Source organism: Paenibacillus sp. S33 (assembly GCF_053615415.1).
In genome coordinates, this window is record NZ_JBSIEZ010000001.1 from 1,309,429 (window position 1) to 1,333,332 (window position 23,904).

23 protein-coding genes are annotated in these 23,904 nt (G+C 46.9%); 22 read left to right on the plus strand and 1 reads right to left on the minus strand.

Annotated elements, in window-relative coordinates; all coding sequences use genetic code 11:
- Positions 1-12: 12 nt before the first annotated feature.
- The 19 genes from ACWGXJ_RS06105 to ACWGXJ_RS06195 all read left to right on the plus strand — a co-directional run bounded on the left by ACWGXJ_RS06105 (position 13) and on the right by ACWGXJ_RS06195 (position 20,171).
- Positions 13-657 carry a LysM peptidoglycan-binding domain-containing protein gene (locus ACWGXJ_RS06105; RefSeq protein ID WP_023987378.1) on the plus strand — a complete coding sequence of 215 codons (645 nt, stop codon included), beginning with the start codon at positions 13-15 and terminating at the stop codon, positions 655-657.
- Entirely contained in the window at positions 654-1,631 is a 978-nt protein-coding gene (locus tag ACWGXJ_RS06110) for an XkdQ/YqbQ family protein (RefSeq protein WP_322173334.1), read from the plus strand. Before ACWGXJ_RS06105 ends, ACWGXJ_RS06110 begins: the two co-directional genes overlap by 4 nt.
- Positions 1,624-2,031, plus strand: a complete 408-nt coding sequence (locus ACWGXJ_RS06115; protein ID WP_254350949.1) for a hypothetical protein — start codon at positions 1,624-1,626, stop codon at positions 2,029-2,031. The genes ACWGXJ_RS06110 and ACWGXJ_RS06115 overlap by 8 nt, the downstream gene beginning before the upstream one ends.
- Positions 2,024-2,488 (plus strand): DUF2634 domain-containing protein, encoded by a 465-nt coding sequence (locus ACWGXJ_RS06120; RefSeq protein ID WP_336077307.1) that lies wholly within the window; start codon positions 2,024-2,026, stop codon positions 2,486-2,488. Before ACWGXJ_RS06115 ends, ACWGXJ_RS06120 begins: the two co-directional genes overlap by 8 nt.
- Positions 2,488-3,639, plus strand: coding sequence for a baseplate J/gp47 family protein (locus ACWGXJ_RS06125; RefSeq protein WP_452566400.1), 1,152 nt, complete (start codon positions 2,488-2,490; stop codon positions 3,637-3,639). The genes ACWGXJ_RS06120 and ACWGXJ_RS06125 overlap by 1 nt, the downstream gene beginning before the upstream one ends.
- On the plus strand, positions 3,632-4,306 hold the full coding sequence (locus ACWGXJ_RS06130) for a YmfQ family protein (protein ID WP_452566401.1): 675 nt from the start codon (positions 3,632-3,634) through the stop codon (positions 4,304-4,306). The genes ACWGXJ_RS06125 and ACWGXJ_RS06130 overlap by 8 nt, the downstream gene beginning before the upstream one ends.
- Position 4,307: 1 nt before the next feature.
- Entirely contained in the window at positions 4,308-6,917 is a 2,610-nt protein-coding gene (locus ACWGXJ_RS06135) for a hypothetical protein (protein ID WP_452566402.1), read from the plus strand.
- A gap of 13 nt (positions 6,918-6,930) precedes the next feature.
- A complete protein-coding gene (locus ACWGXJ_RS06140) occupies positions 6,931-7,539 on the plus strand; it encodes a hypothetical protein (RefSeq protein WP_452566403.1) in 609 nt (202 codons plus the stop codon).
- A gap of 69 nt (positions 7,540-7,608) precedes the next feature.
- A complete protein-coding gene (locus ACWGXJ_RS06145) occupies positions 7,609-7,875 on the plus strand; it encodes a hypothetical protein (protein ID WP_452566404.1) in 267 nt (88 codons plus the stop codon).
- A gap of 164 nt (positions 7,876-8,039) precedes the next feature.
- Complete coding sequence (locus ACWGXJ_RS06150) at positions 8,040-8,657, plus strand: putative phage tail protein (protein WP_452566405.1); 618 nt, start codon at positions 8,040-8,042, stop codon at positions 8,655-8,657.
- Positions 8,658-10,202, plus strand: coding sequence for a pyocin knob domain-containing protein (locus tag ACWGXJ_RS06155; RefSeq protein WP_452566406.1), 1,545 nt, complete (start codon positions 8,658-8,660; stop codon positions 10,200-10,202). It abuts the gene before it with no gap.
- 277 nt (positions 10,203-10,479) lie between these two features.
- Positions 10,480-10,926 (plus strand): phage holin family protein, encoded by a 447-nt coding sequence (locus ACWGXJ_RS06160; protein WP_023987387.1) that lies wholly within the window; start codon positions 10,480-10,482, stop codon positions 10,924-10,926.
- Between the two features lie 157 nt (positions 10,927-11,083).
- Positions 11,084-12,049 (plus strand): glycoside hydrolase family 25 protein, encoded by a 966-nt coding sequence (locus ACWGXJ_RS06165; protein WP_452566407.1) that lies wholly within the window; start codon positions 11,084-11,086, stop codon positions 12,047-12,049.
- An 826-nt stretch (positions 12,050-12,875) separates the two neighbouring features.
- Positions 12,876-14,531 (plus strand): ABC transporter substrate-binding protein, encoded by a 1,656-nt coding sequence (locus ACWGXJ_RS06170; protein WP_452566408.1) that lies wholly within the window; start codon positions 12,876-12,878, stop codon positions 14,529-14,531.
- 29 nt (positions 14,532-14,560) lie between these two features.
- The gene (locus tag ACWGXJ_RS06175; RefSeq protein ID WP_069291317.1) at positions 14,561-15,565 is read left to right on the plus strand and encodes an ABC transporter permease; all 1,005 of its coding nucleotides are present in this window, start codon (positions 14,561-14,563) and stop codon (positions 15,563-15,565) included.
- A gap of 35 nt (positions 15,566-15,600) precedes the next feature.
- Positions 15,601-16,512 carry a nickel transporter permease gene (gene nikC, locus ACWGXJ_RS06180; RefSeq protein ID WP_103048940.1) on the plus strand — a complete coding sequence of 304 codons (912 nt, stop codon included), beginning with the start codon at positions 15,601-15,603 and terminating at the stop codon, positions 16,510-16,512.
- Positions 16,513-16,741: 229 nt separating this feature from the next.
- Positions 16,742-18,157, plus strand: coding sequence for a deoxyguanosinetriphosphate triphosphohydrolase family protein (locus ACWGXJ_RS06185; RefSeq protein WP_061830290.1), 1,416 nt, complete (start codon positions 16,742-16,744; stop codon positions 18,155-18,157).
- A gap of 69 nt (positions 18,158-18,226) precedes the next feature.
- Positions 18,227-19,171 carry an MsnO8 family LLM class oxidoreductase gene (locus ACWGXJ_RS06190; RefSeq protein ID WP_452567873.1) on the plus strand — a complete coding sequence of 315 codons (945 nt, stop codon included), beginning with the start codon at positions 18,227-18,229 and terminating at the stop codon, positions 19,169-19,171.
- 13 nt (positions 19,172-19,184) lie between these two features.
- A complete protein-coding gene (locus ACWGXJ_RS06195) occupies positions 19,185-20,171 on the plus strand; it encodes an RNA methyltransferase (RefSeq protein WP_452566409.1) in 987 nt (328 codons plus the stop codon).
- A gap of 4 nt (positions 20,172-20,175) precedes the next feature.
- On the opposite strand, the gene ACWGXJ_RS06200 is transcribed toward ACWGXJ_RS06195, so the two are convergent.
- Positions 20,176-21,132 (minus strand): D-2-hydroxyacid dehydrogenase, encoded by a 957-nt coding sequence (locus tag ACWGXJ_RS06200; RefSeq protein WP_452566410.1) that lies wholly within the window; start codon positions 21,130-21,132, stop codon positions 20,176-20,178.
- Between the two features lie 227 nt (positions 21,133-21,359).
- Here ACWGXJ_RS06200 and thpR point away from each other — a divergent pair, with 227 nt between their 5' ends.
- The 3 genes from thpR (at position 21,360) to ACWGXJ_RS06215 (ending at position 23,669) form a co-directional block, all read left to right on the plus strand.
- Entirely contained in the window at positions 21,360-21,926 is a 567-nt protein-coding gene (gene thpR, locus ACWGXJ_RS06205) for an RNA 2',3'-cyclic phosphodiesterase (protein WP_250259106.1), read from the plus strand.
- Between the two features lie 111 nt (positions 21,927-22,037).
- Positions 22,038-22,850: a cell wall hydrolase gene (locus ACWGXJ_RS06210; protein ID WP_209941246.1), complete on the plus strand. Its 813-nt coding sequence runs from the start codon at positions 22,038-22,040 to the stop codon at positions 22,848-22,850.
- A gap of 135 nt (positions 22,851-22,985) precedes the next feature.
- Positions 22,986-23,669, plus strand: a complete 684-nt coding sequence (locus tag ACWGXJ_RS06215) for a metal-dependent hydrolase (protein WP_029516186.1) — start codon at positions 22,986-22,988, stop codon at positions 23,667-23,669.
- Positions 23,670-23,904: the final 235 nt, after the last annotated feature.

Sequence of the window (23,904 nt, forward strand, 5' to 3'; positions counted from 1 at the left end):
GAGGTGAATAGTATGGAATTTAGTTTGACGGATGGTAAGGGAAAAAAATTTCAGTTTCCAGTAAATCCTGAGGAAGTGACGATCTCACGGCAAAAAGGATTTGATACAACGACAATTTTATCCTATGGGGAGTTTGACTTCCCACAAGGGGAGAAGGTGAAGGAAATCTCCTTCTCTTCTTTTTTTCCGAAAGAATACAATCCAGCGTATTGCACATATGAAGATATCCCTGATCCGCAGGAGGCCATGAACACGTTAAATGGCTTTTTGTTATCTAAGAACCCGCTACGTTTTATTATTACGGAGACAGCCGTGAATGTGCCAGTAATTGTGGCATCTCATAATTCGATCTTTCGCGGCGGCGAGTATGGGGATGTGAATTTTGATCTGTCACTGCGGACCTGGAGTGATATGAAAGTTGCCAAAAAAGCTGGCGTCACAGGAAGTAAGGCGGCTGCGGTCAACAAAAAGCCCCGCACAGATATGAAAGAAAAGAAAAAAACATATACGGTTAAGTCCGGGGATTCCTTGTCCAAAATTGCCAAGCTGGAGTTGGGGGATAGCTCCCAATGGAGTCGTATTTATCAGCTTAATAAAAAGGTCATTGGACAAAATCCGAATGCAATTAAACCGGGGCAAAAGCTGGTGCTGTCATGAGCTATAAAGTCATTTTACAGGATAAATATGATTTGTCGCCGCTTGTGGAGAACATTAATTTGAGGGATTCGCTGGAGCAAATCGCCTATCAGGGCACGGTCAATCTGGTCGTTACGCCGGATATGCCCGCCATTTCCCCTGGGATGTCTATTCGGGTTAGCGGAATTCCTTATGGTAAAAAAGATTATGTTCCCTTGTTGTCCCCAGCAGTGATCTGGGAAGTAGAAACCTCTAACAACGGGCTCAAACGTATGACGCTGACGTTGTATGACCGTACGGTATATTTGGACAAGTCCGAGGATGAATATTTACTCCCTGCTAAGCAGACGGCTACTCAGCGTTTTCAGAAGTATGCTAGGGACTGGAAGCTGAAAATCGCTTCATTGCCAGATACGAAAAAAACGCTAGGACGCGCCGTATACCGCACACAGTCCATCTATTCTATGATGCTGGGAGATCTGCGCGAAACGGCAAAGGCGGGGGGAAAGCTGTATCATCCACGGATGATTTCTTCCGGCTTGGAGCTGTACGAGCTGGGAACGAACAAAGATGTGTATGCTCTGGAGAGAGTCACGGATACAACTCAATCCCGTACGCTGGAAGGTGCGGCCACGAGAGTGAAGGTACTGGCTACGGCTGCCAGTGAATCAGGCAATGAGGTACCGTCCAAGGTGATGGCGCTTGAGGAGAAGGACATTGCCAAATATGGGACACTTCAGGTGATCGTGCAGGATGACGAAGTCAAGTCTGGTGCAGCAGCACGTGAGTTGGCCAAAAGTAAGCTGAGAGGCATACAGCAAACGATATCAGTAAATGCACCGGATATGAACACGATCCGAGCAGGAGACGCGGTAATGTTAGGCTCCATAAAGTTATTGGTCATTTCGGTGAGCAGGGAATTAGGTAACCCCGGCAGTATGTCGCTGGAGCTCGGAACGTATGATGATGTGAAAAGGAGGTTTTACCTTGAATAAGGACCCCTATGGGCATTTGGCTACTGCGCTGCAATCTTCATTTCATAAGCATACCAAGCAAGCACTGAGTGGGGTAGGCGCGGTACTAGGAACGATCACCTCCACGGGACTCAAGCTGGACGATTTTAAACATGAGCTTCAGGATTATTTGGTCGCCGAGCTACCGGGGCTGCTGTCTGTACCACGTCATATGTATAAAGGCACCTCAACCGCAGTGGAATCGGAAAATTGGGAAGGCAAAGAGCTGAAAACTTCCTTTTATATCGGGGAAGACGAGCTGGAGGATGTGAATCTACGTTTGAACGAAGGTCTTAAGCCCGGAGATCGTGTACTTGCGGTTCGGGTGAATAGCGGTAACGATGTAGTTGTTGTGTGCAAGGTGGTGAGTGGACGTGGCTAATTTATTTCCCGAAACAGATGATATGATCTGGACAGACATGGATATGACCGACCCGGATGTACTGGAGGATAACCGCGCAGTATTTGGGCGAAGCTGGCGGTTTGATTTTGAAGCTGGAGAGTTTGTTATGAGCCCTAGCCGTAAAATCGTGACTACAGGCGAGAAAGAAGCCTGGGTACAATGGTGTGAAAAAGCGATTCGCACTCCTCGCTATCGGCATGTGATCTATTCACCTGACTATGGTAGCGAGCTGGAGGAGCTGATTGGCAGCAGCTATGGGCACGGTGTGCAGGAAAGTGAAATTAAACGCATGGTCACGGAGGCGTTACTAGCAGATGCACGTACGGCTACTGTGGATCAATTCACGTTTCGCTGGGAAGGTGAGGCGTGCCATTTTAGCTGCCAGATTACGAACGTGCGAGATGAAACGGAAATTGTGGAAAGTGTGGTGATCTAATGGCAGACTTGCCGGAATATTTGGTAGACCAGACGGAAGAGGGAATTTTAAATCGGATGTTGGAAAAAGTGCCTTCGGACATGGATAAGTCCGAGGGCTCTTTTATTTGGGATGCGCAGGCGCCAGTGGCTTTTATGCTATCCGAAGCCGCAATCTGGGCGCAGGAGCTGCTGCGACGTGGCTTTGCCAGCACCGCAGCCAGCGATAATCCGGATTTTCGCTCGCCGGAGTTGGATTTGCGGACAGCAGAGCATGGGGTGACACGGCGAGAAGCGGTTGCTGCCTCAGGTATGGTCACGTTCAAGGGCACAGCGGGAACGACCGTTCCGGCGGGAACGTTGGTGGCGACCCCGGCAGATGATGTATCCGGGGAAGCTTCCATTGAATATGCGACCACGGCATCGGTCACGCTGGATGAACAAGGTGCCGGGGAGGCGGCTATTCGGGCGGTCAATCCCGGGCGTAGCGGCAATGTGCCTGCGGGTGTCATCCAAGTGATGGCCACCCCGGTTAGCGGGGTGGCCTCTGTGATCAATACCGAGGAAACAAAAAGCGGCACAGACGTTGAGAGCGATCAGCTGTTGCTGGAGCGTTTTTATGCCAAGGTGCGGAACCAGGGCACAAGCGGCAACAAGGCGCAGTATACCCAGTGGGCGAATGAGATTGCTGGTGTTGGTGGCGTGGAAGTTGTTCCGCTCTGGAAAGGGCCGGGAACAGTAGGGTTATATGTACTGGATACGGACAAACGAGCAGCCAGCCCGGATATCGTTGCCGCAGTGCAGAAGTATATTGATCCGACGCAGGATGGGCAAGGAGAAGGGCTGGCACCAGCGGGTCCTGTGGTGACGATCATGCCAGCGGCAGAAGTGGAGATTAACATCTCAGTCAAGGTACAGCGTACCAAAGAGAAGCCGTCCACATTGGATGAAATCAAAAAGCTGATTGAGAGCGGTGTGCGGACGTATTTGAAGCAGCTTGCTTTTTACAAGGAAGACCCGTTGGTACGGTATACCCGGATTTCTGCTGTTTTGCTCGACATTCCAATTATTATTGATTTCTCTGAACTGAAAATCAATGGACAGAGCAATCAGAATATTGAGATTGGATCAGGTCAGGTGGCAGTGCTGGGGACGGTGAGCGTCAGTGAGTAACAATGGAACGAACAGCTTTGAAGATTTATTGAATAACCCAGACCAGGGAAAACGTGCAAACCATAGTGACACTTTTGTTAATCGGGTAACTATAGCGGGAAATACAGTGGGCCAAATGAGCAGCGAGCGGGGACGCGAGCTACTTTCCTATTTGCCTGCCTATTATGAAACCTCACGTGTGATGCGTTCCGATATGGATGCTAAAGGAAGCGAACTGGACGCCTTGTATCTTGCGATGGATGCAACGGTGGGACAGTTTTTCGTACGTACCGCCACGTGGGGGTTGGAACGCTGGGAAATGGAGCTGGGGATCGAAACCGACCTGGCGAAGCCATTGGACCAACGGCGTGCTGTGGTGGAATCGAAGCTGCGAGGGGCAGGAACCTTTTCCGGCCGGCTTGTCAAAAATGTAGCTGAAGCGTACGACGGAGGCACGGTAGATGTTATCTTTCATCCCGCCGAATGGGGATTTACCGTCAAATTTATGGATACCATCGGGATTCCGCCCAACGTGGAGGATCTTAAAGCAGCCATTGAGGAGATCAAGCCCGCTCATATGGCGGTGGAGTACAAATTACGCTACCTGACCATTGCTGAAGTTGAGTCTATGACCCTCTATGAAAATGAACATACAACACAGGATAGATATTTAGGAGGTGGCGCATAACATGGCAAGCGAAAAAACACCAAATCTTGGCTTAAATCAAATTGACCGCACATCGCCCAAAACCACGTATTTTGATCTGGATAAGTACTTGGATCAAAACTGGCGTTCTGTAGACGATTTCGCAGGTGATGTGAATAATGGTGTGAATGAGATCAAGAAGCGTCTGGATACGACGGAGCGTAAGGCGGTGACTCTCGAACCCGGTGTACAGATGGTTCATGCGGAAAAGGCTGCCCCATTTTCGTTGACGGGCCTGAGCGGACGTATGTTGGTGAATTTGTTGGGGCGCGTAGGCTCAGGTGACCAAATCGGTAGCCTTTTAGGTTGGGAAGCCGATCTTGCAGTTGATACATCTAATAAGGCGCAGGGCATGGGATCAATCAAGATCACTGCAAAGAACGCCACCGGCGTGTATAACGTGTACAGTAGCGGGTTAAAGCTTACTGGCGGAAGATACTATATCGCCCTGGCTGATGTTAAAAACATCAATGCTTCAAACAATATTTATGTAAACTTTTCTACGGGTGGTAATAAGGCGCTCAAGCAATCCATAGATAAGAGTCAATTTGTAACGATCTATACAAAATGTGCACCGGCAAACGATACTGCGATAAACTTGGAAGTTTCATCGATTTCAACAGCAACGGGTCAAGCTTTTTATGCAGACGCTATTCGCCTTTATGAGGTTAACGCTTCAGAATATGCTGCCCTAGATAGCATGACCGCTGGACAGGTAGCTACCAAATATCCATATGTGGACAGCGTAATGCCTGTACGTAATCCGTATGCGATTATGTACGGGGAAAACCTTTTGCCGAGCTTTTACGAATGGTCGGTTAACACCACGGGTATAGTCGCTTTACAAGGTCCCTACAAAGCTACAGCTACACGGACCGTTCCTGATGTCATATCGCCGTTGAGGGTTGTTGTTCCTGTTCTGCCGAACACCACCTATACAATTTCTAGTATAGGAGACGGGTTACAATATATTGAGCGTAGGGACGATAACAATTCTGACCCAACTGGAGAAGTTATGACGGGCGTAATTGCGGTAGGCACTAAAACCTTTACAACAACTGCGCAAACAAAATTCCTTTCGGTTAGATTACGTTATGCTGCTGCGGGGTCATTCACCCATGAAAACCCTATGCTTAACATTGGCAACACAGCCAAACCATTCAAACCGCGTGAAGACTCAATGTTAGCGTTGCAAACAGACCTGTACGCCGATCCAGTTACAGGGGCTAATGCTGATACAGTGTTTGAGCGTGACGGTCAATACTTCAAGTCTAAGAAATGGCACGGGGTTACATTAGATGGCGGCGTTAACTGGAATGCTAGTTCGCCTGGTCAATCATTCCCAGGTTTCAAAGTTGTCTATACTGCCCCGAATCAGTTTCCGACGTGGATTAGCTATTCTGAAAAATCCGTTAAGTATGATGGGAAAATATTAAATACAGCTAAGACGGGAGGGCAATGGTCTACGTTGGGGGCCGATGCAACAGAAACATCCATTGATGGGTCTATTTACGTTTCTGTCCCTGTGGCGGATAGTGGATGGGCTGATGGTTACACGCCAACACAGGATGACGTTAAAGCCTATTTCTATGGATACAAGGCATATGATGCTAACACCATAACGCCAGCTAACGCTCAAGCCTCCACCACGGCAACGTGGTCAGGTACAGGTACTAAGTATTGGGTGCAGCGCGTCGGGTCACCTGCTTTCACACAATCCGTTCCACAAACATCGTACGCAGGGTACACACCGTACCAACTTGTATATCAGATTGCAACGCCTACCGTGGAGCCTATCGTTTCTGAGGGGCAGCTAACCTTTACCGAGGGTGACAATCAGGTCGAAGTAGGTACGGGACTGATCGTACGGGAGGAATCTAAACCCGCAATTTCCAGTAACCAATACTGGATTAATGGCGCTTTAGGTGGACTTGGCAAACTTCGTGAAAGACCCAATAAAATTATCGCTGTTTATAAAAACGGTAAGAACAATAGTTGGGGAACAATTACTCATGCCGATGCTGACAAGAGCACATACGGACTTGCCCAGGCGTATATGGCTAATTCCAGGTTCGACCAAACAGCATCCTACAGCACAACATACACCACACTTGAAACATCACCAGTTGTACCGTTCACAGGTTCATACGCAGCCAACGAAAAGACGCTGCTGTCAGACTTGGTGGACAGTGTACAACACAACACGGCGCGGGTGTCTGTGCTGGAGAATAAGAAGGCTGACAAAGATAATCCTGCATGGCTTACGCCTACGTTGCTTAATGGGTGGAGTAGTATCATTGGTGGAAGTGGAATCCCATACGAAGCGGGATATTATAAAGATAGTTCAGGTGTTGTCCACATGAGGGGATGGTTAAACGGTGGGGCGACGGCCCAGGCGACGGCTATTTTTAAGTTGCCGCCAGGATACAGGCCATCACAACGTAGTTTATTCATTTGCTACGATTCTAGTTTGGCGGGAACCAACCTTAAAACATCCGCTATTGTCGTTAATCTGGATGGCACAGTGTCAGTGGATGCAGTTTCTGGCGTGAACCTATCATTATACCAAATAAGTTATCTAGCCGAGCAATAAAGGAGGGGAACACATGAAATTAGTACCTAAAGTAAATAAAAACGGCCTCTATCTGGAGGACGAACTGGTGGACGATGCCTTTTCGGGTGTCGTCCCTTTTTATACTCCATCTTCACCTACGCTATCTGATACAAATCAGCAGCCAGACACTTATCAGCTTACTGACAGTAGCCCTAGTATCATAGATGCAACCAATTCAGAAAGAATCCTTACTGGGTATACAGTAGGAATTCCAGTATCACCTGGTCTATACCATCCTCGTTTTGATATCCAAGAATGGCTGACCTATGAAGCGGAATATAATCAAAAGCTGTTAGAAGCACAAAACGCATACGAGCAACTTAGCAAGGAGGCTCATGCAACGTTTCAGAAGCTGCATGATGAATGGCAAAACAAGCCGGAAAACGAACGCGGGGATGAACCTGTGTATTTTGCTCAGACATTCACAGCTCCAGAACGAAGAGACCCAACGACGTTCTGGAGTGAAGGATTGAGTGAGGAAGCAATTAAGGAACTTACACAAAAAGCAGAGCAACAGCCAAGTGAGACAGATCAATTAAAGCAGCGTATAGCAGATCTCGAAGTAGCACTGACTCAGTTCATGCTTGGTAATACAGAATAATGACGTGTACTAACTGATATTACTATATACAGCAGCAAGAAATTATTTAAAAGAGGTGAAGTCATAACTATGACAGCTTTAACTGAGGCTCAATTGCGTATTTGTACTCATGCTTGTATTACCCGCCATGATCGGGGAGAGGGTGATATAGCAACCATTATTGGAAGTTATGCTTTTGATGAAAAGCAACGTGAAAAAGTGATGAACATGATTGTATCCAATCGCTCTGATATGGTACTGAGTAATGGAGGAGATGCGTTATCTGTAGATGCTTCCAATAAACAGGAAGAAAAGGTTAAATGGTATAGCTCTATTTTTCGCAAAAAAACAGTATAGGGAACAGAGCAAAAATAGCCTGACCCAAAAGGAGGAACGAGCATGCATGAAAGAATGGATCTGATTTATGATAGGTTTCTCTACGCTAAAAATAAACAGCCAGAGCAACTTTCTTGTGAGGGACCAGTTCGATTAGGCGGCAGAGTCGGGGGTGGTGAACGTATATGGGTAATAATGGGAAAAATGAATCTGTTATCCACGGAATAACGGGTGATATCAAAAATCAAATATTCAGTTCACGTGGACAGGAGCTATTCTCCTACCTACCAGCCTACTACGAAGCCTCCCGTGTAATGCAAGCCGATATGGACGCGAAGGGGAGCGAATTGGATGATCTATATCTCGCGCTGGATGATACTTTAGCCCAGTTTTTTGTTCGTAGTGCCACTTGGGCATTGGAACGCTGGGAGATGGAGCTAGGTATTTCCAATGATCTGGAAAAGCCGCTGGAGCAGCGACGTTCCGTGGTTGAATCAAAGCTCCGTGGAAGTGGAGAATTCTCTGGCAGACTTGTTAAAAATGTAGCCGAAGCGTATGACGGAGGCAAGGTTGATGTTACTTTTCAACCCTCCGAATGGGGATTTACGGTCAAATTAGTAGATACCATAGGTATTCCTCCTAATCTAGAGGACCTAAAAAAAGCAATCGAGGATATTAAGCCAGCTCACCTGTCCGTGGAATATAAATTTAAATATTTATTGATCAAAGATATTCACGAAAAGACAATTTTGAAGGAAATGGAACAGACCTTATTATCTAAATTTGCAGGAGGTGTTCAATAAGTGGCTAGTAATACAGACTATTTGAAACTACTCAAAAAGGACCCTGTTATTGATGGTAACGAAACCTTCAACATTCAGTCTATGCTAAACGATAACTGGGATAAAATTGATGGTGCAGTCGGGGCATTGAAGGAGGAAGTTGCACATCTGGACCCGGAAATTCCAGATGCGACCACTACTAATAAAGGTGTAGTGCAGTTGAGCAATGCTACGGATAGTTCGTCAGAGCAATTAGCTGCTACGTCGAAGGCGATAAAATCAGTGATGGACGCTGTGAATAGTAGTTTAAAGAAGGCTACGCTGATTCCGCCAAATGTGGATTTAAACAATTATAAGTCGGAGGGAGAATATTATTGCCGGATCAGTGCCGATGCGTCCACAATGGGCAATATTCCGGTAAAAGAAACTTTTTATTTAAAGGTTAGTCCTGCCGCGGGAGCTATTCAATTTTTCTCCACGTTTCCTCCAAACAACCAAAGGCTCTTCACTCGTACCTTCTACTCTTACGAGAATAGTTGGGGTCCATGGAAAGAAATAATGTACAATAATTCTTCCTATTTGGAGATGCGTAAGGGTGCAACTACAGCAGGTCCTGCTTTTATTGACTTTCACACTAGCGGTAATGATGTGGATTTTGACTCACGTATTATCGCATCTAATGGGACGAAGCAAGTAGGGGAAGGAGAGTTAACTTTAGAAGCTGGGCGTGTAGTTACAACAGGACAAGTTTGGATTGCTCAAAATACGAATTTTGGCGCTACATCTAACTTGAAAGTTCCTATTGGAGATAACGATACAGGCTTTGATTGGGTTGCTGATGGGCAAATTGACTTATACTCAAATTCGCAAGTGCCAGCCCGACTGGTAGGTGGCGATTTTCAATTTAAAAACACAGACGGTAATTTTGAAAGTTTAAAACAAGCGATACAAACGGTAAAGCAATCTGGCGCTAATGCGAAACAGTCCGTGGTGGATAGCATTAACGCCAAAAGAGGAAGTGCATCCACCGCAATGGACTGGGGGCAAATTGTAGATGCAATAAAAAATATATCCCCGGTCAAATCCAGTATAAACCAGTCGTATGAAATAGCGAATAGAAAGCAAGAAGCAGGTAGTGTGTATTACGGTCCGAGATGGTTTACCTTCCCGGCAAACACAACTATGATTTCATTTACAGCTACGGATACGACAGGCTCATATGAGTTTATACGAAGAAAATCGGGAGCTTTTGATGGGGGAACCCCAGTGATAAGAATGATGGATTCTAACGGAATTACATTCGATATCTTAACAATTGCTAAAGGAGGTGCTGAAGATGAACTTAGAACAGCAATAAGATTATGGACATTTGATGCAAGGGCAAGGGAGATTACTATAGTTTGGTATGAGCCTAGAGTGTCGGTTTTCGGAGTACCTGGAAACTTTAATATTAATAAAGAATTTTATTTATTACCAGGCGCTATTATGGGATCAGTTGATAGTAGGAATCCAGATACTCCAACGGTTTATGGCTCAGCGTTAAAAGGTAATCTACTGTATATGTAGGTTTAAAGGATTACCAACTATCCTAAAATAGGATTTTTTATTCTAAAATGTATATTTAAATATGCCATCAATGAGTTGCCAGCTAGTGGCATCCATAGTGATGATTAAGCTTTCGATATGTTGGGAATGCATTTCAGCATCCATAAATTTGAAAAATTAGCAACTGAAAAAATGTAATTATAACAGATACGCCTCACAACGGAGTGTGTCTTTTTGTTCCCTTGATTACCTCAAGGGAACATTCATTTTACACCTAGGTTCAAAAGGGGGAACAAACATGCATGAAAAGATCGATCAGATTTGGCTGGGGCTTTCCACGGGGACCTTGATCGGTTATTTTTTTGGGGGGTGGACCACAATGTTGACGTTGCTGTGGTGGATGGTCGTGATCGACTTTTTCACCGGATGGGCAGCGGCCTGGATTAATGGGGAGCTCAAAAGCCGCCAGGGGTATTACGGTATTTTTCGCAAGGTTACCGTGTTTTTGCTCATTACGGTAGCTCATCTAATCGACGGTATTCTCGGGGATGCACATTACTTCCGGGATGCCGTCGTTTTCTTTTATTTAGCGAACGAGCTGTTGTCCATTATTGAAAATGTGGGCAGAATGGGAGTGCCGATGCCGGATATTTTGCGGAATGCAGTAGCTATTTTTGAGTCCAAGTCGAGTGGAGAAAAAATAAAGCCAACCGACCCTTCCGACAAAGAAAATAAAGCTTCATAAAGTGCCACCGGTGGCCACTACAAAATAGGCAGACTACCTTTTTGCCCTTTTTTCGGTGTAAAAGTGGAAAAGCCCAGACCGTATGGATGGTCCAAGCATATGGATAACAGAGACAAAGTGAGCTACAACATTATGAATGATAAGGAGGGAACGCCTTATGCAGAATCGCAGCCCTAACGCTGCCGAAGGCATTGACGTGTCCCGATATCAGGGAACAATTGATTGGAAGCGTGTACGAGCCGATGGTAAATTGTTTGCATTTATTAAAGCGAGTCAAGGACAGCGTTACGTCGATCCGACATTTATCACGAATGCAAAAGGGATCAAGGCAGCCGGGATTCTGCTGGGAGCTTACCATTTTGTAGATGCAACCAGTGTAAACGCAGCAAAAGCGGAAGCCAGGCATTTCGCCGAGGTGCTGGATCAGGTGAGTGGTGCGAAAGCGCTGGACTTGCCAGCGGTAATGGATTACGAAAATAATCCGGGAGGGCTTAGCTCGGCCGCGATTCATGAGGTTGCGTTGGCATTTGTAACAGAATTTGAACGGGTAAGCGGCCGTAAGCCGATGGTATATACAGGGAATGCTTTTGCTGCCCATTTCAAAGCGCCATTGGGTAGTTATAAGCTGTGGATTGCACGTTATAGTACACGGGTGCCCGGCGACACCACAGCATGGAAGAACTGGGACTTTTGGCAATACAGCGATAGTGGACGGGTTGATGGAATTCAAGGGCCGGTTGACCTGAATGTATACGCCGGAACAGAGGCCGAGCTACGCCAAGCATTTGCAGGAGTAGAGGGGGATGAGCCAATGACAGCAGAGGAAAAAGCGGCATTTCAGGCCCTGCAGCAGCAGATCGCCGCTCTTGAAAACAGCAAAGATGTGCTCAAGCAGACGTTGAATGAACAAAGCGCTTATATTAAAAAGGTGGATCAGCGGGTAGCTGAATTGGAGGGACGTCAGGCTATGCCTGTACCGACCTGGGCGAAGGAAGCGATGGCTGCCGCTGTTGCATTTAATCCGGCAAGCCCGATTGTGGATGCGAAACTGCCAAGCAGTTACGATTTTTATCGCTTACTGGTCGTACTGAACCGTCTGGGTGTGTTTAAAAAAAATAAATGATCTTTTGCAAATCTTATGCCCGGAAGGGATTATTTTCATGTGAACCAAGCCATACACCTGAAACGTAAATTGACAGGCGGTTCAAAGGCAACCGCCTGCACTTATTGTAAAGTAATGTTCTTCATGATTTCTACATAAGCTGAACTCGAACGCTTTAAAAGTGTGAATCATTGGGTGAAAATGCAGCATGTCTACCAGCCCGATCGAGCTGTAAAGGCCCCTGTCTGTTTGTTTATTTCATAACATACCTGGGAATTAGGATATAAAGGATGGGAATTGTATGTTCACGCATAAAGTGCCTGGCGATCATTTCTCTATCGTAAAAGGAGCCCAAGCCGTGACTGTAGTTTGGTGCTGAATACATTTTTGAGGTAAGATCTGCTCCTGCTTGGAGGTTGAAGACCCCAAGCAGGAGTATTTATTTGATATGATTGTGTAAATTGGTTTGTAATATTAATTGACATGATGTATAAAAACATATGGTAATGTATGAAAAACCCCCTTGTCTGCTTCCAGATTTTATAGTAAAGTATCCAATAATCAACTTTGTTTGAGCATAATATTCACTGTTTGTGAGTATATATCACACTTTCACCACGACCTGACATACTCCTCTTTCTATTTATTACATCACATCTATTCATTACCCTACAGCATCTCTTACACCACTAGATTATGAACACTTCTGTCCTACTACACCTATTTGATGAACTCGGAATTTGGGACCACAGCTTGAGGACAAGCTTGTCATGTCAATCTAAAGGAATTGGCATTCATCCGGTATCAACGAATTAACAATATATAAGGTGTGAAAGGGGTTTGCTGCATGAGCAAAAAGTATGCAAAACACAAAATCTGGACCGTTCTGCTGGTGCTTGCGCTAGGAGCTGTTTTGGCGCTTTCCGGTTGTGGGGGATCAGGTGAAGGAGCAAAGCCAGAGGCAGGGAAAACACCAAGCGGAGCAGGAGAGGGCGTGCAGGACACGCTCATTTATGGACGCGGCGGAGATTCCGTGGCGCTAGATCCTGCCATTGTGACTGAAAGCGAGTCGCTAAAAATCGGAATGCAAGTGTTCGACACACTGCTGGAATATAAGGAAAATACAACGGAGATCCAACCGGGGCTTGCAGAGAGCTGGGAAGTATCACCGGATGGACTGGTCTATACGTTCAAGCTGCGTCAGGGTGTGAAATTCCATGACGGAAGTGACTTTAACGCAGAAGCGGTTGTGTTTAACTTTGACCGCTGGGCTGATCCGAAAAGTCCATACAAATTTGAAGGTGACTCGTTTGACTATTATGATTCTATGTTCGGTCCTGAAGGAAGTAGGGTGATTAAGGAGGTTAAAGCGGTAGATGCGAACAGCGTCCAGTTTACACTAAACAAGCCGCAGGCGCCATTCTTACAAAATATCGCTATGCCATCCTTTAGTATTTCAAGTCCCAAGGCTATTCAGGAGAAAAAGGCTGCTTTCAAGAGTAATCCGGTCGGCACGGGGCCTTTTGTATTTAAGGAATGGAAACGGAACGATACCATCACGCTGGAGAAGAATCCAAACTATTGGAAAGAGGGGCAGCCGAAGCTGGCTAAGATCATTGTTCGCTCCATACCCGACAATACCGCACGATTTAATGCTCTGCAAAACGGGGAAATTGACCTGATGGAGGATTTGAACCCGGATGATGCAAAGCAGTTAGACGGCAATAGCGAATTGGTGAAAATTGAACGTCCCTCCTTTAATGTGGCATACATTGGCTTTAATTTAAAGAAAAAAACATTCAATAATCCCAAGGTGCGGCAGGCACTGAATCACGCAGTGAACAAGCAGGCTATTATTGATGCATTGTTTGCAGGGCAGGCTAAGCCTGCGGTCAATCCGATGCCACCTACGTTATGGGGGTACAACGATAGTATTCAGGACTACGCCTATGATCTGGATAAGGCTAAATCTTTGCTGGCGGAAGCGGGCTTTCCTAACGGGCTTCCCGAGCCTTTAACCTTCTATGCAATGCCGGTATCTCGTCCTTATATGCCTGATGGCAAAAAGGTGGCAGAGGCTATTCAAGCTGACTTTGAAAAAATAGGCGTCAAAGTAAACATTCAATCCCCGGAATGGGCTACGTATCTGGATGATGTTAAGGCGGGGAAAAAGGATGATCTGTACATGCTGGGTTGGAACGGGGACAATGGCGACCCGGATAATTTCCTTTACACATTGCTGGACAAGGATACGATCCCAGGCAATAACCGTAGTTTTTATGTGAATGAGGAACTCCACAAAATATTGGTGAAGGCGCAGGTTGAGGTCGATCAGGACAAGCGTGCGGAACTGTATAAACAAGCACAAGTGATTATTAAACAGGATGCCCCGTGGATTCCATTGGTTCATAGCACCCCGCTGATGGCAGGTAAAGCGAACCTCAAGGGTTTTGTACCTTCTCCGGCAGGTATGGAAGCGTACGGAAATATTTATTTTGAATAGCCCAAACGCAAGTAGGCGGTGAATAGGATATGAACTCATATATTGTGAAAAGACTGGCTATATTGATTCCTGTATTACTGGGCATGACGCTCATCGTTTTTTCCATTATTCATGCCATTCCGGGAGATCCGGCGGAAACTATACTGGGAGATAAGGCTACGGAACAGTCCAAGCAGGCGCTACGTGAGCAATTGGGGCTGAATAAGCCGTGGTTACAGCAATATGGGACCTATTTAGGTGAGCTGGCACAAGGGGACTTGGGCGATTCCATTCGCACCAAGCAGCCGATTGCCCGGGAAATGGTCCCTTATCTGGCGGCTACACTGGAGTTGACAGTAGCAAGCATGTTTTTTGCCGTTGTAGTCGGAATGAATGCCGGCATCGTGAGTGCCTGGAAGCGAAATTCCTGGTTTGACTATGTCAGCATGGTCATTGCACTGGTCGGAGTATCGATGCCGATTTTTTGGCTGGGCTTGATGGAGCAGTGGATCTTTGCGAATAAACTGCATTGGCTTCCTTCCATCGGACGCATGAATTCCCGTGATCCGGTGGAAGCTGTGACACATTTAGCCGTGATTGATGCGTTCATAGGTGGGCGTATGGATCAGGTGTGGACCGTCATCAAGCATTTGATCCTGCCCAGTATCGCACTTGGAACGATTCCAATGGCGGTCATTGCGCGCATTACTCGTTCCAGCATGCTGGAGGTTATGGATGCGGACTATATCCGTACGGCTCGGGCGAAGGGGCTGGCATCTTTTCAAGTCGTGTACAAACATGCGCTTAAAAATGCTGCGATCCCCGTACTTACTGTCATCGGTCTTCAGACTGGATCACTACTGGGAGGCGCGGTACTGACAGAAACCATTTTTGCCTGGCCCGGCATCGGACGGTACATTTTTGAAGCGATCAGCTCGCGTGACTATCCGGTTATTCAAAGCGGAATTCTGATCATAGCGTTCCTGTTCGTCATCATTAATCTGATTGTCGATTTGCTGTACGCGGTGCTCGACCGGCGTATCCGTTATCAGTAATCAAGTCGTCAATTGTTCAAGGGGGAGCTTGTCCGATGTCACAATTTTCAATGGAACCCAACAACATACCGACGACACGCAGCACATTGGCGCATTTGCCTGTCGTGACTGGCCCTTGGAGAGACGCATGGAGGGCTTTCCGTCACAATAAAATGGCGTTCGTCGGCCTGAGCATTATTATCTTCTTTGTCATCATTGCTTTGATCGCGCCGTGGATTGCACCTTTTGACTATAAAGAGCAAAATTTGGTGAGCCGTTTGCAGCCTCCTTCTGCGGAGCATTGGTTCGGTACGGATGATCTCGGTCGAGATTTACTGACTCGCACGCTGTATGGAGCCAGAATCTCGTTGTGGGTCGGTTTCTTGTCTGTTATTGGTTCAATGATTGTAGGAACAGCCTTAGGTTTAATCGCAGGATTTTACGGAAAATGGGCAGATATGGCCATTTCGCGGCTATTCGACATTTTACTGGCATTTCCGGGGATTTTGCTGGCCATTGCTATTGTGGCCATTTTAGGGCCTTCATTGGAAAATGCGTTGTACGCCATTGCCATTGTCAATGTGCCAACGTATGGACGGTTAGTTCGCTCTAAGGTGCTAAGTGTCAAAACGGAGGAGTATATCACTTCTGCTAGAGCGCTTGGAGCCAATAATACACGAATCATCCTCCGCTATATTTTGCCTAACAGCCTGACACCAATCATCGTACAGGGAACGTTGGGGATCGGAACGGCCATCATTGAAGCGGCAGCGCTTGGATTTCTGGGCTTGGGTGCACAGCCTCCTGAGCCAGAGTGGGGTAAAATGTTGTCCGATTCGCGGCAATATATCCAGAATGCGCCGTGGACAGTTATCTTTCCGGGGATATCTATCATGCTGACCGTATTGGGCTTTAACCTGATGGGAGACGGCCTGCGGGATGTATTGGACCCGAGGGCAAAGCGTTAGAGCAAAAGTGATGAGGTATATAAAGTTGAGTAAGAGGTGTTCTTTGGCCTGAAGCAAATGGCTGGAGAACACCTTTTTTATATGACATTTTTTGTATTGGAGTAGAAAGCACCATCCGACTGCGCAGTGGCGCTAAAAGTTACTTTTACAGCTGAAATTCATGTGAGCTTTCCTGAGGCGCGAAAAAAATGTATAATCACTCCAATTGAGTACGTAGGGAGTGGGCTTTATGACATGGCAGGACAAGAGAGAGCATCGGCAATTTGCGGAACAGACACGAAGCGACGCTTCACGGGCCGCATATGAACGGGACTACTCCCGTTTGATCCATTCACCGACTTTCCGGCGATTGCAGGGTAAATCACAGGTGTTTGGCGCAGGCACGGGCGATTATTACCGCACACGACTGACGCATTCTTTGGAGGTAGCGCAAATTGCGCGTGAAGCATCACGAAGCTTGCTGCGCCGCCATCCCGAAGTAGAGCTGGAACAGGCAGATAACGCAGGACTGATCATTGACCCTGAGGTGGTAGAATGTGCTTCTATTGCACATGACTTTGGGCATCCACCGTTCGGACACAAGGGAGAAGAGGTGCTGGACGGGATTTTGGATCAACTGATTGAAACAAAGGTAGAAAAGATATCCTCTGCCGGAGGCTTCACACCGGAGTCCAAGCGTGGACAGGAGGCCTATGCGCGTGAGCGACAAATTTATGAGCATTTTGAAGGGAACGCGCACAATTTCCGACTGATTATGTTTTTGGAGAAGCGTGAGAACGTGGATGGTTTGAATTTGTCGGACGCTGTGTTACTGGGGATCAACAAATACCCATACCCGGGGATTCTGAACAAAAAAGGGTTGTACCTGCATGAGTGGGAATACATACGTTCTATCCGCGAGGATTGGGGTATCCCTGATGGTAAAAAGACGCTAGAAGCCCAGCTTATGGACCTGTGCGACGATATCGCTTATTCTGCGCATGATCTGGAGGATGGGATTAAGGCTGGGAAAATCGAAGTGCACGAGCATTTCTTATATGATCCGTATTTAATTCGTCTGATTACGGAGAAAATCACCACGTTGGAGGATAGCTTCTGGCAAGGCTGGCAACTGGCTCAGATTGAGCAGAAGGTAGCGGCTGTGCTGAGCGAATTTTTGAAGGTGTGGAATGGCAAGATGCCGATGTGTGAACACGATTATTCCCGTACTCGCCGTGAAGTGAAGGCATACTGGGTCAGCCTGTTTGTCAGCAGCTTGGGTGTAATTGATGATGGAAATTGGAAAAAGGTAACCTTCGTGCGGGATGGAAGCGAAGATTTGGATATGCTGCGCACTGTGAGTGTGTTGAAAAGCTTTGCTTGGGTTACGATGATCCGCGATCTGCGCGTACAGCGACTGCAAAAACGGAGTGAGTGGATGCTCAGACGGCTGTGGCTGGCGTTTCTGGACCCAGAAACGTCGAAATCTATTATTCCAAGCGACTGGCTCCAGCGCTATGAGCGCGACCAAGCCAAGGCGAAACCGATCTGGACATGGGAGCATATGGTCATAGACTATATTGCAGGTATGACCGATGCTTTTGCTGAAAAAATCTATAATGAGTTATACGGTCTGAAGGTGGGTTCCATTTATGATCTGGATTGACCTTTAAATTTCCCCTATATAGTAGAAGGAACTGGTTTGTAAAGGATAGCAGGAGGGAGGAATGTGTCTATGCAATCTCGGCCTTTATCTATAAAAAGGTTGAATCTCGGTGTGCTCGATATGGTGCCGTTGCTGCCCGGTAACCGCCCGGAGCAGGCGGTTCGACGAGCTGGTGAACTAGCGAGCCAGGCAGAAACATGGGGATATACACGCTACTGGACCTCGGAGCACCATGATATGGAGGGGCTGGCTTCCTCCAGCCCGGAAGTGCTGCTGTCGCATATCGGGGCGGTGACGAAGACAATTAAACTGGGTGCGGGTGCTATTTTGCTCCCGCATTATAGTCCAGTCAAGGTCGCGGAATGGTTTCATCTACTGGCCGCTCTATATCCTGGCAGAGTCGAATTGGGCTTGGGGAGAGCACCTGGTGGGGGACCTCATGCTTCGATGGCACTGAGCGGTAATTTTCTTCAACATGTGACGGAGCTGCCACAGACGATGGAAGCTCTATTGGCTTTGCTGGAAGGTACTTACGAATATGAACAGGTGCCTGTGTTTGCCCGGCCGATGCCTGAACAGCCGCCAGCAGTGTGGATGCTAGGTACAAACCGAAAAAGTGCCGAATATGCCGCCCAGTATTCAACAGGCTATGTATTCGGTCAGTTTATGAGTGAACAGCAAACGGAAGAAATGCTAAGCATTTACCGCTCCAGCTTTCAGCCATCCAACCGGATGGACAAGCCACGTACCATGGTGGCTGTAGGAGCAGTATGTGCCTTGACGAATGAACTGGCGCAGCAATGGGCTGCTCAGATTTCATTGGGCGATCCGGCAATGCGAGCCAGCTGGCTAGTGGGAACGCCGTCGGATATTGCCGAACGGTTATACGGCTTGCAGATTAAATATGATAATGATGAGTTTCTGTTGGTCACACCGATTCCAGATTATGAGCAGCGGCTTCACTCCTACCGTCTAATAGCGGAGGCCGTAAATTCTAGCCTTGATTCCAAATGAAAAGAGATATGACATGAATAAACAGAAAACGAATATCGAAGAAATGAAACCAAGCTACATATATACCTATGCGTGTCATGAAACAGAGCGTGAGTTGTGTCTTTTGGAATTGAAATGCTTGTTCGGTCAGCCGCCCGTGCAGGATTCCATCCTGTTGTCCCATCGGCGGCTGGAACCGGGGACCAGCCCGTTTATTCATCTTCGGCTGGATGTAATGACAGATGCGGGAACACTGGAAGAGCTATGCGAAGCAGCCTCTATGTTACAACTTGAGGAAGGAAAGACTTTCAAGGTGTTGTGCCTTAAAGAAGGTGACCATGAGGCCGACTATGACGAGCGGCGCGGGATCGAACGCCGAATGGGTGCACGCATTCATGGCCAGGCGCAAATGAAGACACCGGATATCACCCTTGGTGTTATTCGGATAGGAGAACGGTGGCTACTGGGCATGTGTCAGTATAGCGACAGATCGTGGCAGGAGCGTCGTCAGAAGCCGCAAAATTATTCTACTGGACTACCCGTTCTGGTAGCTAGGGCACTTGTGAATTTGGCAGCAACTGATCTAACAGCAGCAAAGGGAGAGTCAGGCTCATTGAAACTGCTAGACCCGTGTTGTGGTATGGGCAATGTAATGATTGAGGCATTGAGTATGGGGAAGGATATTCGCGGTTGTGATATCAACCCGTTGGCGGTGCGTGGGGCACGAGTGAATTTGCGTCATTTTGGATATGAAGAAGATCTAGTGAAGCTCGGGGATATGAATATGCTCGAAGGCACATACGATGCGGCCATATTGGATATGCCCTATAACCTGTGCTCCGTGCTCCCGGCTGATGAACAAAAGAAGATGCTGCGCAGTCTGAGACGCTTGGCCGCGCGGGCAGTGGTCGTGAGCACGGAGCCGATGGAAACATTGTTATCCGAGTCAGGCTGGACCCTTACGGAGCAATGCCGCATACATAAGACAGGTATGAGTCGGGAAATCTGGATCTGTAAGTAGTGTATTAATACTGAGTTTTGTAGTTAACCACATTCAGCGGTAACTCCTGATCAGCGGCATAGGCATTCAAATTAGTAAGAAAAATATCCACCGCCCGTTCGGCATATTTGTCCGTATCGCCTGCAATATGCGGTGTGATCAAGACATGGTCCAGACTCCATAGCGGATGTGAAGCAGGTAGCGGTTCTTCCTCGAATACATCCAGTCCGGCAAAGGCAATATGCTTTTGTTCCAAAGAGCGTACAAGCGCATCCGTATGAACGGTGCCACCGCGACCTACATTAATGAAGAAGGCACCCTTACGCATAGCTGCAAATGCTTTTTCGTCAAAGAAGTGATGGGTTTCCTCGGTGAATGGCAATATATTTACCACGATATCCGCTGCTCCCAATGCTTCGTGTAGTTGTTCGTTAGTATACATGTGCTCTACATGGGGAGCTTCCTTGCCAGAACGGCGGACTCCGATCACCCGCATGCCAAAGGCTTCTGCAATCCGCGCTGTTTCACGGCCAATTTCGCCAACGCCTGTAATCAACAGCGTTTTACCACGTAATTCCGTCAGTTGGCCTTTCGGTGGCTGCCATGTTTTCTGACGTTGTAAGAGAGCTGCTTGCTGTAAATAACGTGTATGCGATAGCAGCATTCCAAAGATCTGCTCTGTAATTGGAATTGCATGCACACCACTTGTATTCGTTAGTAAAATGTTACGCTTCTCCAATTCGGTAAGCGGTAGCTTATCAATCCCGGCCGACCAGGTTTGTATCCACTTCAGCTTGCTGTCTTGATGTAATGCCTCTTCGGCAATATGCTTGGACCAGCCTAGAATAACCTCGGCCTCCCGGATTTGTTTAGACTCCAATTCCTGGGCTTTGCCAATAATCAACTCGTAGCCCGGAGCCGTTGCACGAACTTGTTTTTTTTGCTCTTCCGTAAGTTGATGTAAGCTTAAAATGTTTCCCATAGTTCATAGCCTCCTCGATTTTTGATTCCTTGGAGTTTCCAATATATTCTGGCGAACCATCCTTTCAAGAATAACAGATTGCCGAAAAAATTGCATAAGGAGGGTAAAAACGAGCTCGCAGTGTCACTATATATAACAACAAATGGCTTTACCCTGATCAGGGACAATCCAAACAGCTACTTTTTGAGATATCCACAAATATCCATTAGGAAAGGAGGTATAGGTTGATGAAAAATGAATCGCAAAGACTTTTTACAGCTATTGCTCTCCCAAATGAGCATAAGAAGAAGCTACATTATTGGGTGGAGCAGGATTTAAAAGACCTGACTTTTCGCAAATGGAGTGATTTCAGAGATTACCACGTGACACTTCAGTTTTTGGGTGATGTGGAGACCTCGGTTATACCGAAACTTGAGCAGGTTTTAGTTCAAGCTGCAGCTGAGCATGACCCGTTCACACTCGGCATTGGAGAAGCAGGTTTTTTTGGCCGTGAAGAATTTCCGCGTGTACTGTGGAGGGGAGTGACCGGGCAGCGTGATTCACTGGATCAACTGTACCAGTCCATAGTCCAGGCTACCGAACCGCTGGGTTTTAAACCCGAGGAACGACCTTATCGACCTCATATCACCCTAGCACGTTCGTACACAGGAGAACAGCCTATTCCACCGTCTATTTGGCAGCCAAATGACCGATGCAGCGAGCCATGGGAAGTGGGAGAATTTGTTTTATATGCAACCCGAATGGGTCAAAAACCAATGTACCAAATAATTCAAACATTCCCATTAATGAGGTGAAAGCCTTGATCTATCAGCGAATTTAGTGATATAGTGTTTCAGCGTTATTCAAAAAGCGCATTTTAGGTTACATATCTGAGGAATGTGCTTATAGTTAACGGGAGGAACATTATGGAAATCGTTAAAGAACATCGTTGGTTTGCACCTCTATTGAGTGTGCTGCTTGTTTGTATATTGGGGATAGGCCTCTACGCTGAGGTTCAGCAAACACAGAAAAATCATAAAAATGCACCTATGCAATCTCTGAGCTGGTCAGGGAACTCTTCGTCTCCTACATATGGCGACAGGATGGGGACCCATAACGGGTCAAACAGGACAAGCCCCATCTTTGTCGCTGCTCATGGGCAGTCAAGCTGGAAAGAAATCATGCCGACTCCGTTACCCGCTTCCCAGATGAAGCAGGCGGAACAAGCTCGGAATAACGTTGCTACAGGCAAGAAAAAGCCTGAGGTCCAGCATAGCAAGTCCGCAATCCTAACCCCTCCTACAACCATCTACTTTACGAAGACAAAAATGCTCACGCAGGATGACAAGGCGTTGTCTACCTGGAGCTATCCTGTCTCCGCTAAAGAACTGCTCCTGCTGCAAAAAATAGTGATGGCAGAAGCAGAAGGCGAACCGTACGAAGGCAAAGTGGCAGTTGCCAACGTTGTCTTAAACCGGCTGCGGTCAGCCCCATTTCCCGATACGATTCAGGCAGTGATTTATCAAAAAGCGCAATTTAGTCCGGTCGCGAACGGGCGTCTTCGTCGTGTTCAGCCCAACCAGGACAGCATCCGTGCGGTTACTGCTGCTTTGAACGGCCATAAAGCCGTGCCTGATAACACCTGTTTTTTCCTGTCGCTTACGTTGGCCCAGGACCTTACGGTTCATCATTCGCGTACGAAGGTGAAAACTATCGGTCATCATACTTTCTACAAATAACAGCCCTTTCTAAACAATAGGGTTCAGCTTTGTGAACGAATTTTAGGGTACAGGTGAAGCCAGTATGCAAAAGAGGTATAATGGGTAAAGGAAAGTAACCAAAATAATGAAAGTGACAAAGGAGGCGTAGATGATATGAAAATCACATATTATGGACATTCAGTTGTACTGGTAGAGGCAGAGGGGAAACGGATTATTATTGATCCTTTTTTGACGGGAAATCCTAAAGCAACCGTACAGGCCGAGGATATTCAGGTGGATGCCGTGTTGTTGACACACGGTCATGCCGATCATTTTGGAGATGCTGTTGAAATTGCCAAGCGCAATGATTGTCCAGTAATCGCGGTCGCGGAACTGGCCGAATATTGTTCATCCTTGGGGGCCAAAGCTCACGGTATGAATCTGGGTGGAGGTCACCACTTTGACGGTTTCCATGTGAAATTCACGCTTGCATTCCACAGCTCATCTTTGACGGTGGACGGGCAAACCATTTACATGGGAGAGCCGGCGGGGATCTTATTGACCATGGGAGGCCAAACCTTTTTCCATGCAGGGGATACTGGCCTGTTTGGCGATATGCGTCTCATTGGCGAAACTAACTCCATCGATGCTGCGGTATTGCCCATCGGAGATGGTTATACCATGGGACCGGAGGATGCACTGCTGGCAGCAAAGTGGCTGCGTGCAAGCCGCGTAATACCGGTGCATTACAATACATTCCCGGGTATTGAGCAGGACGGAGACGGCTTCTGTGATCGTCTGCACAAAGAAGGTATTGAAGGGAAAGCATTGAAGCCCGGCGAAAGTCTCGAATTTTAATACGGATATCTGATTTACGGGAATATACTTGATGGTCTATAAACTCATCAAATCTCCTTTGTCAGCCTTTTCTGTTCCTTAGAGGAATAGGAAAGGCTGTTTTTTAAAAGTGAATATTTATACATAAAAATGAGATATTTTTGCATTGACACGTTGAAGCTGTAATGTAAAAGATTTATTATCACAATCATAAAAACTTTGAATTGCTAACATGATAGGTCAATGATAAAATGAT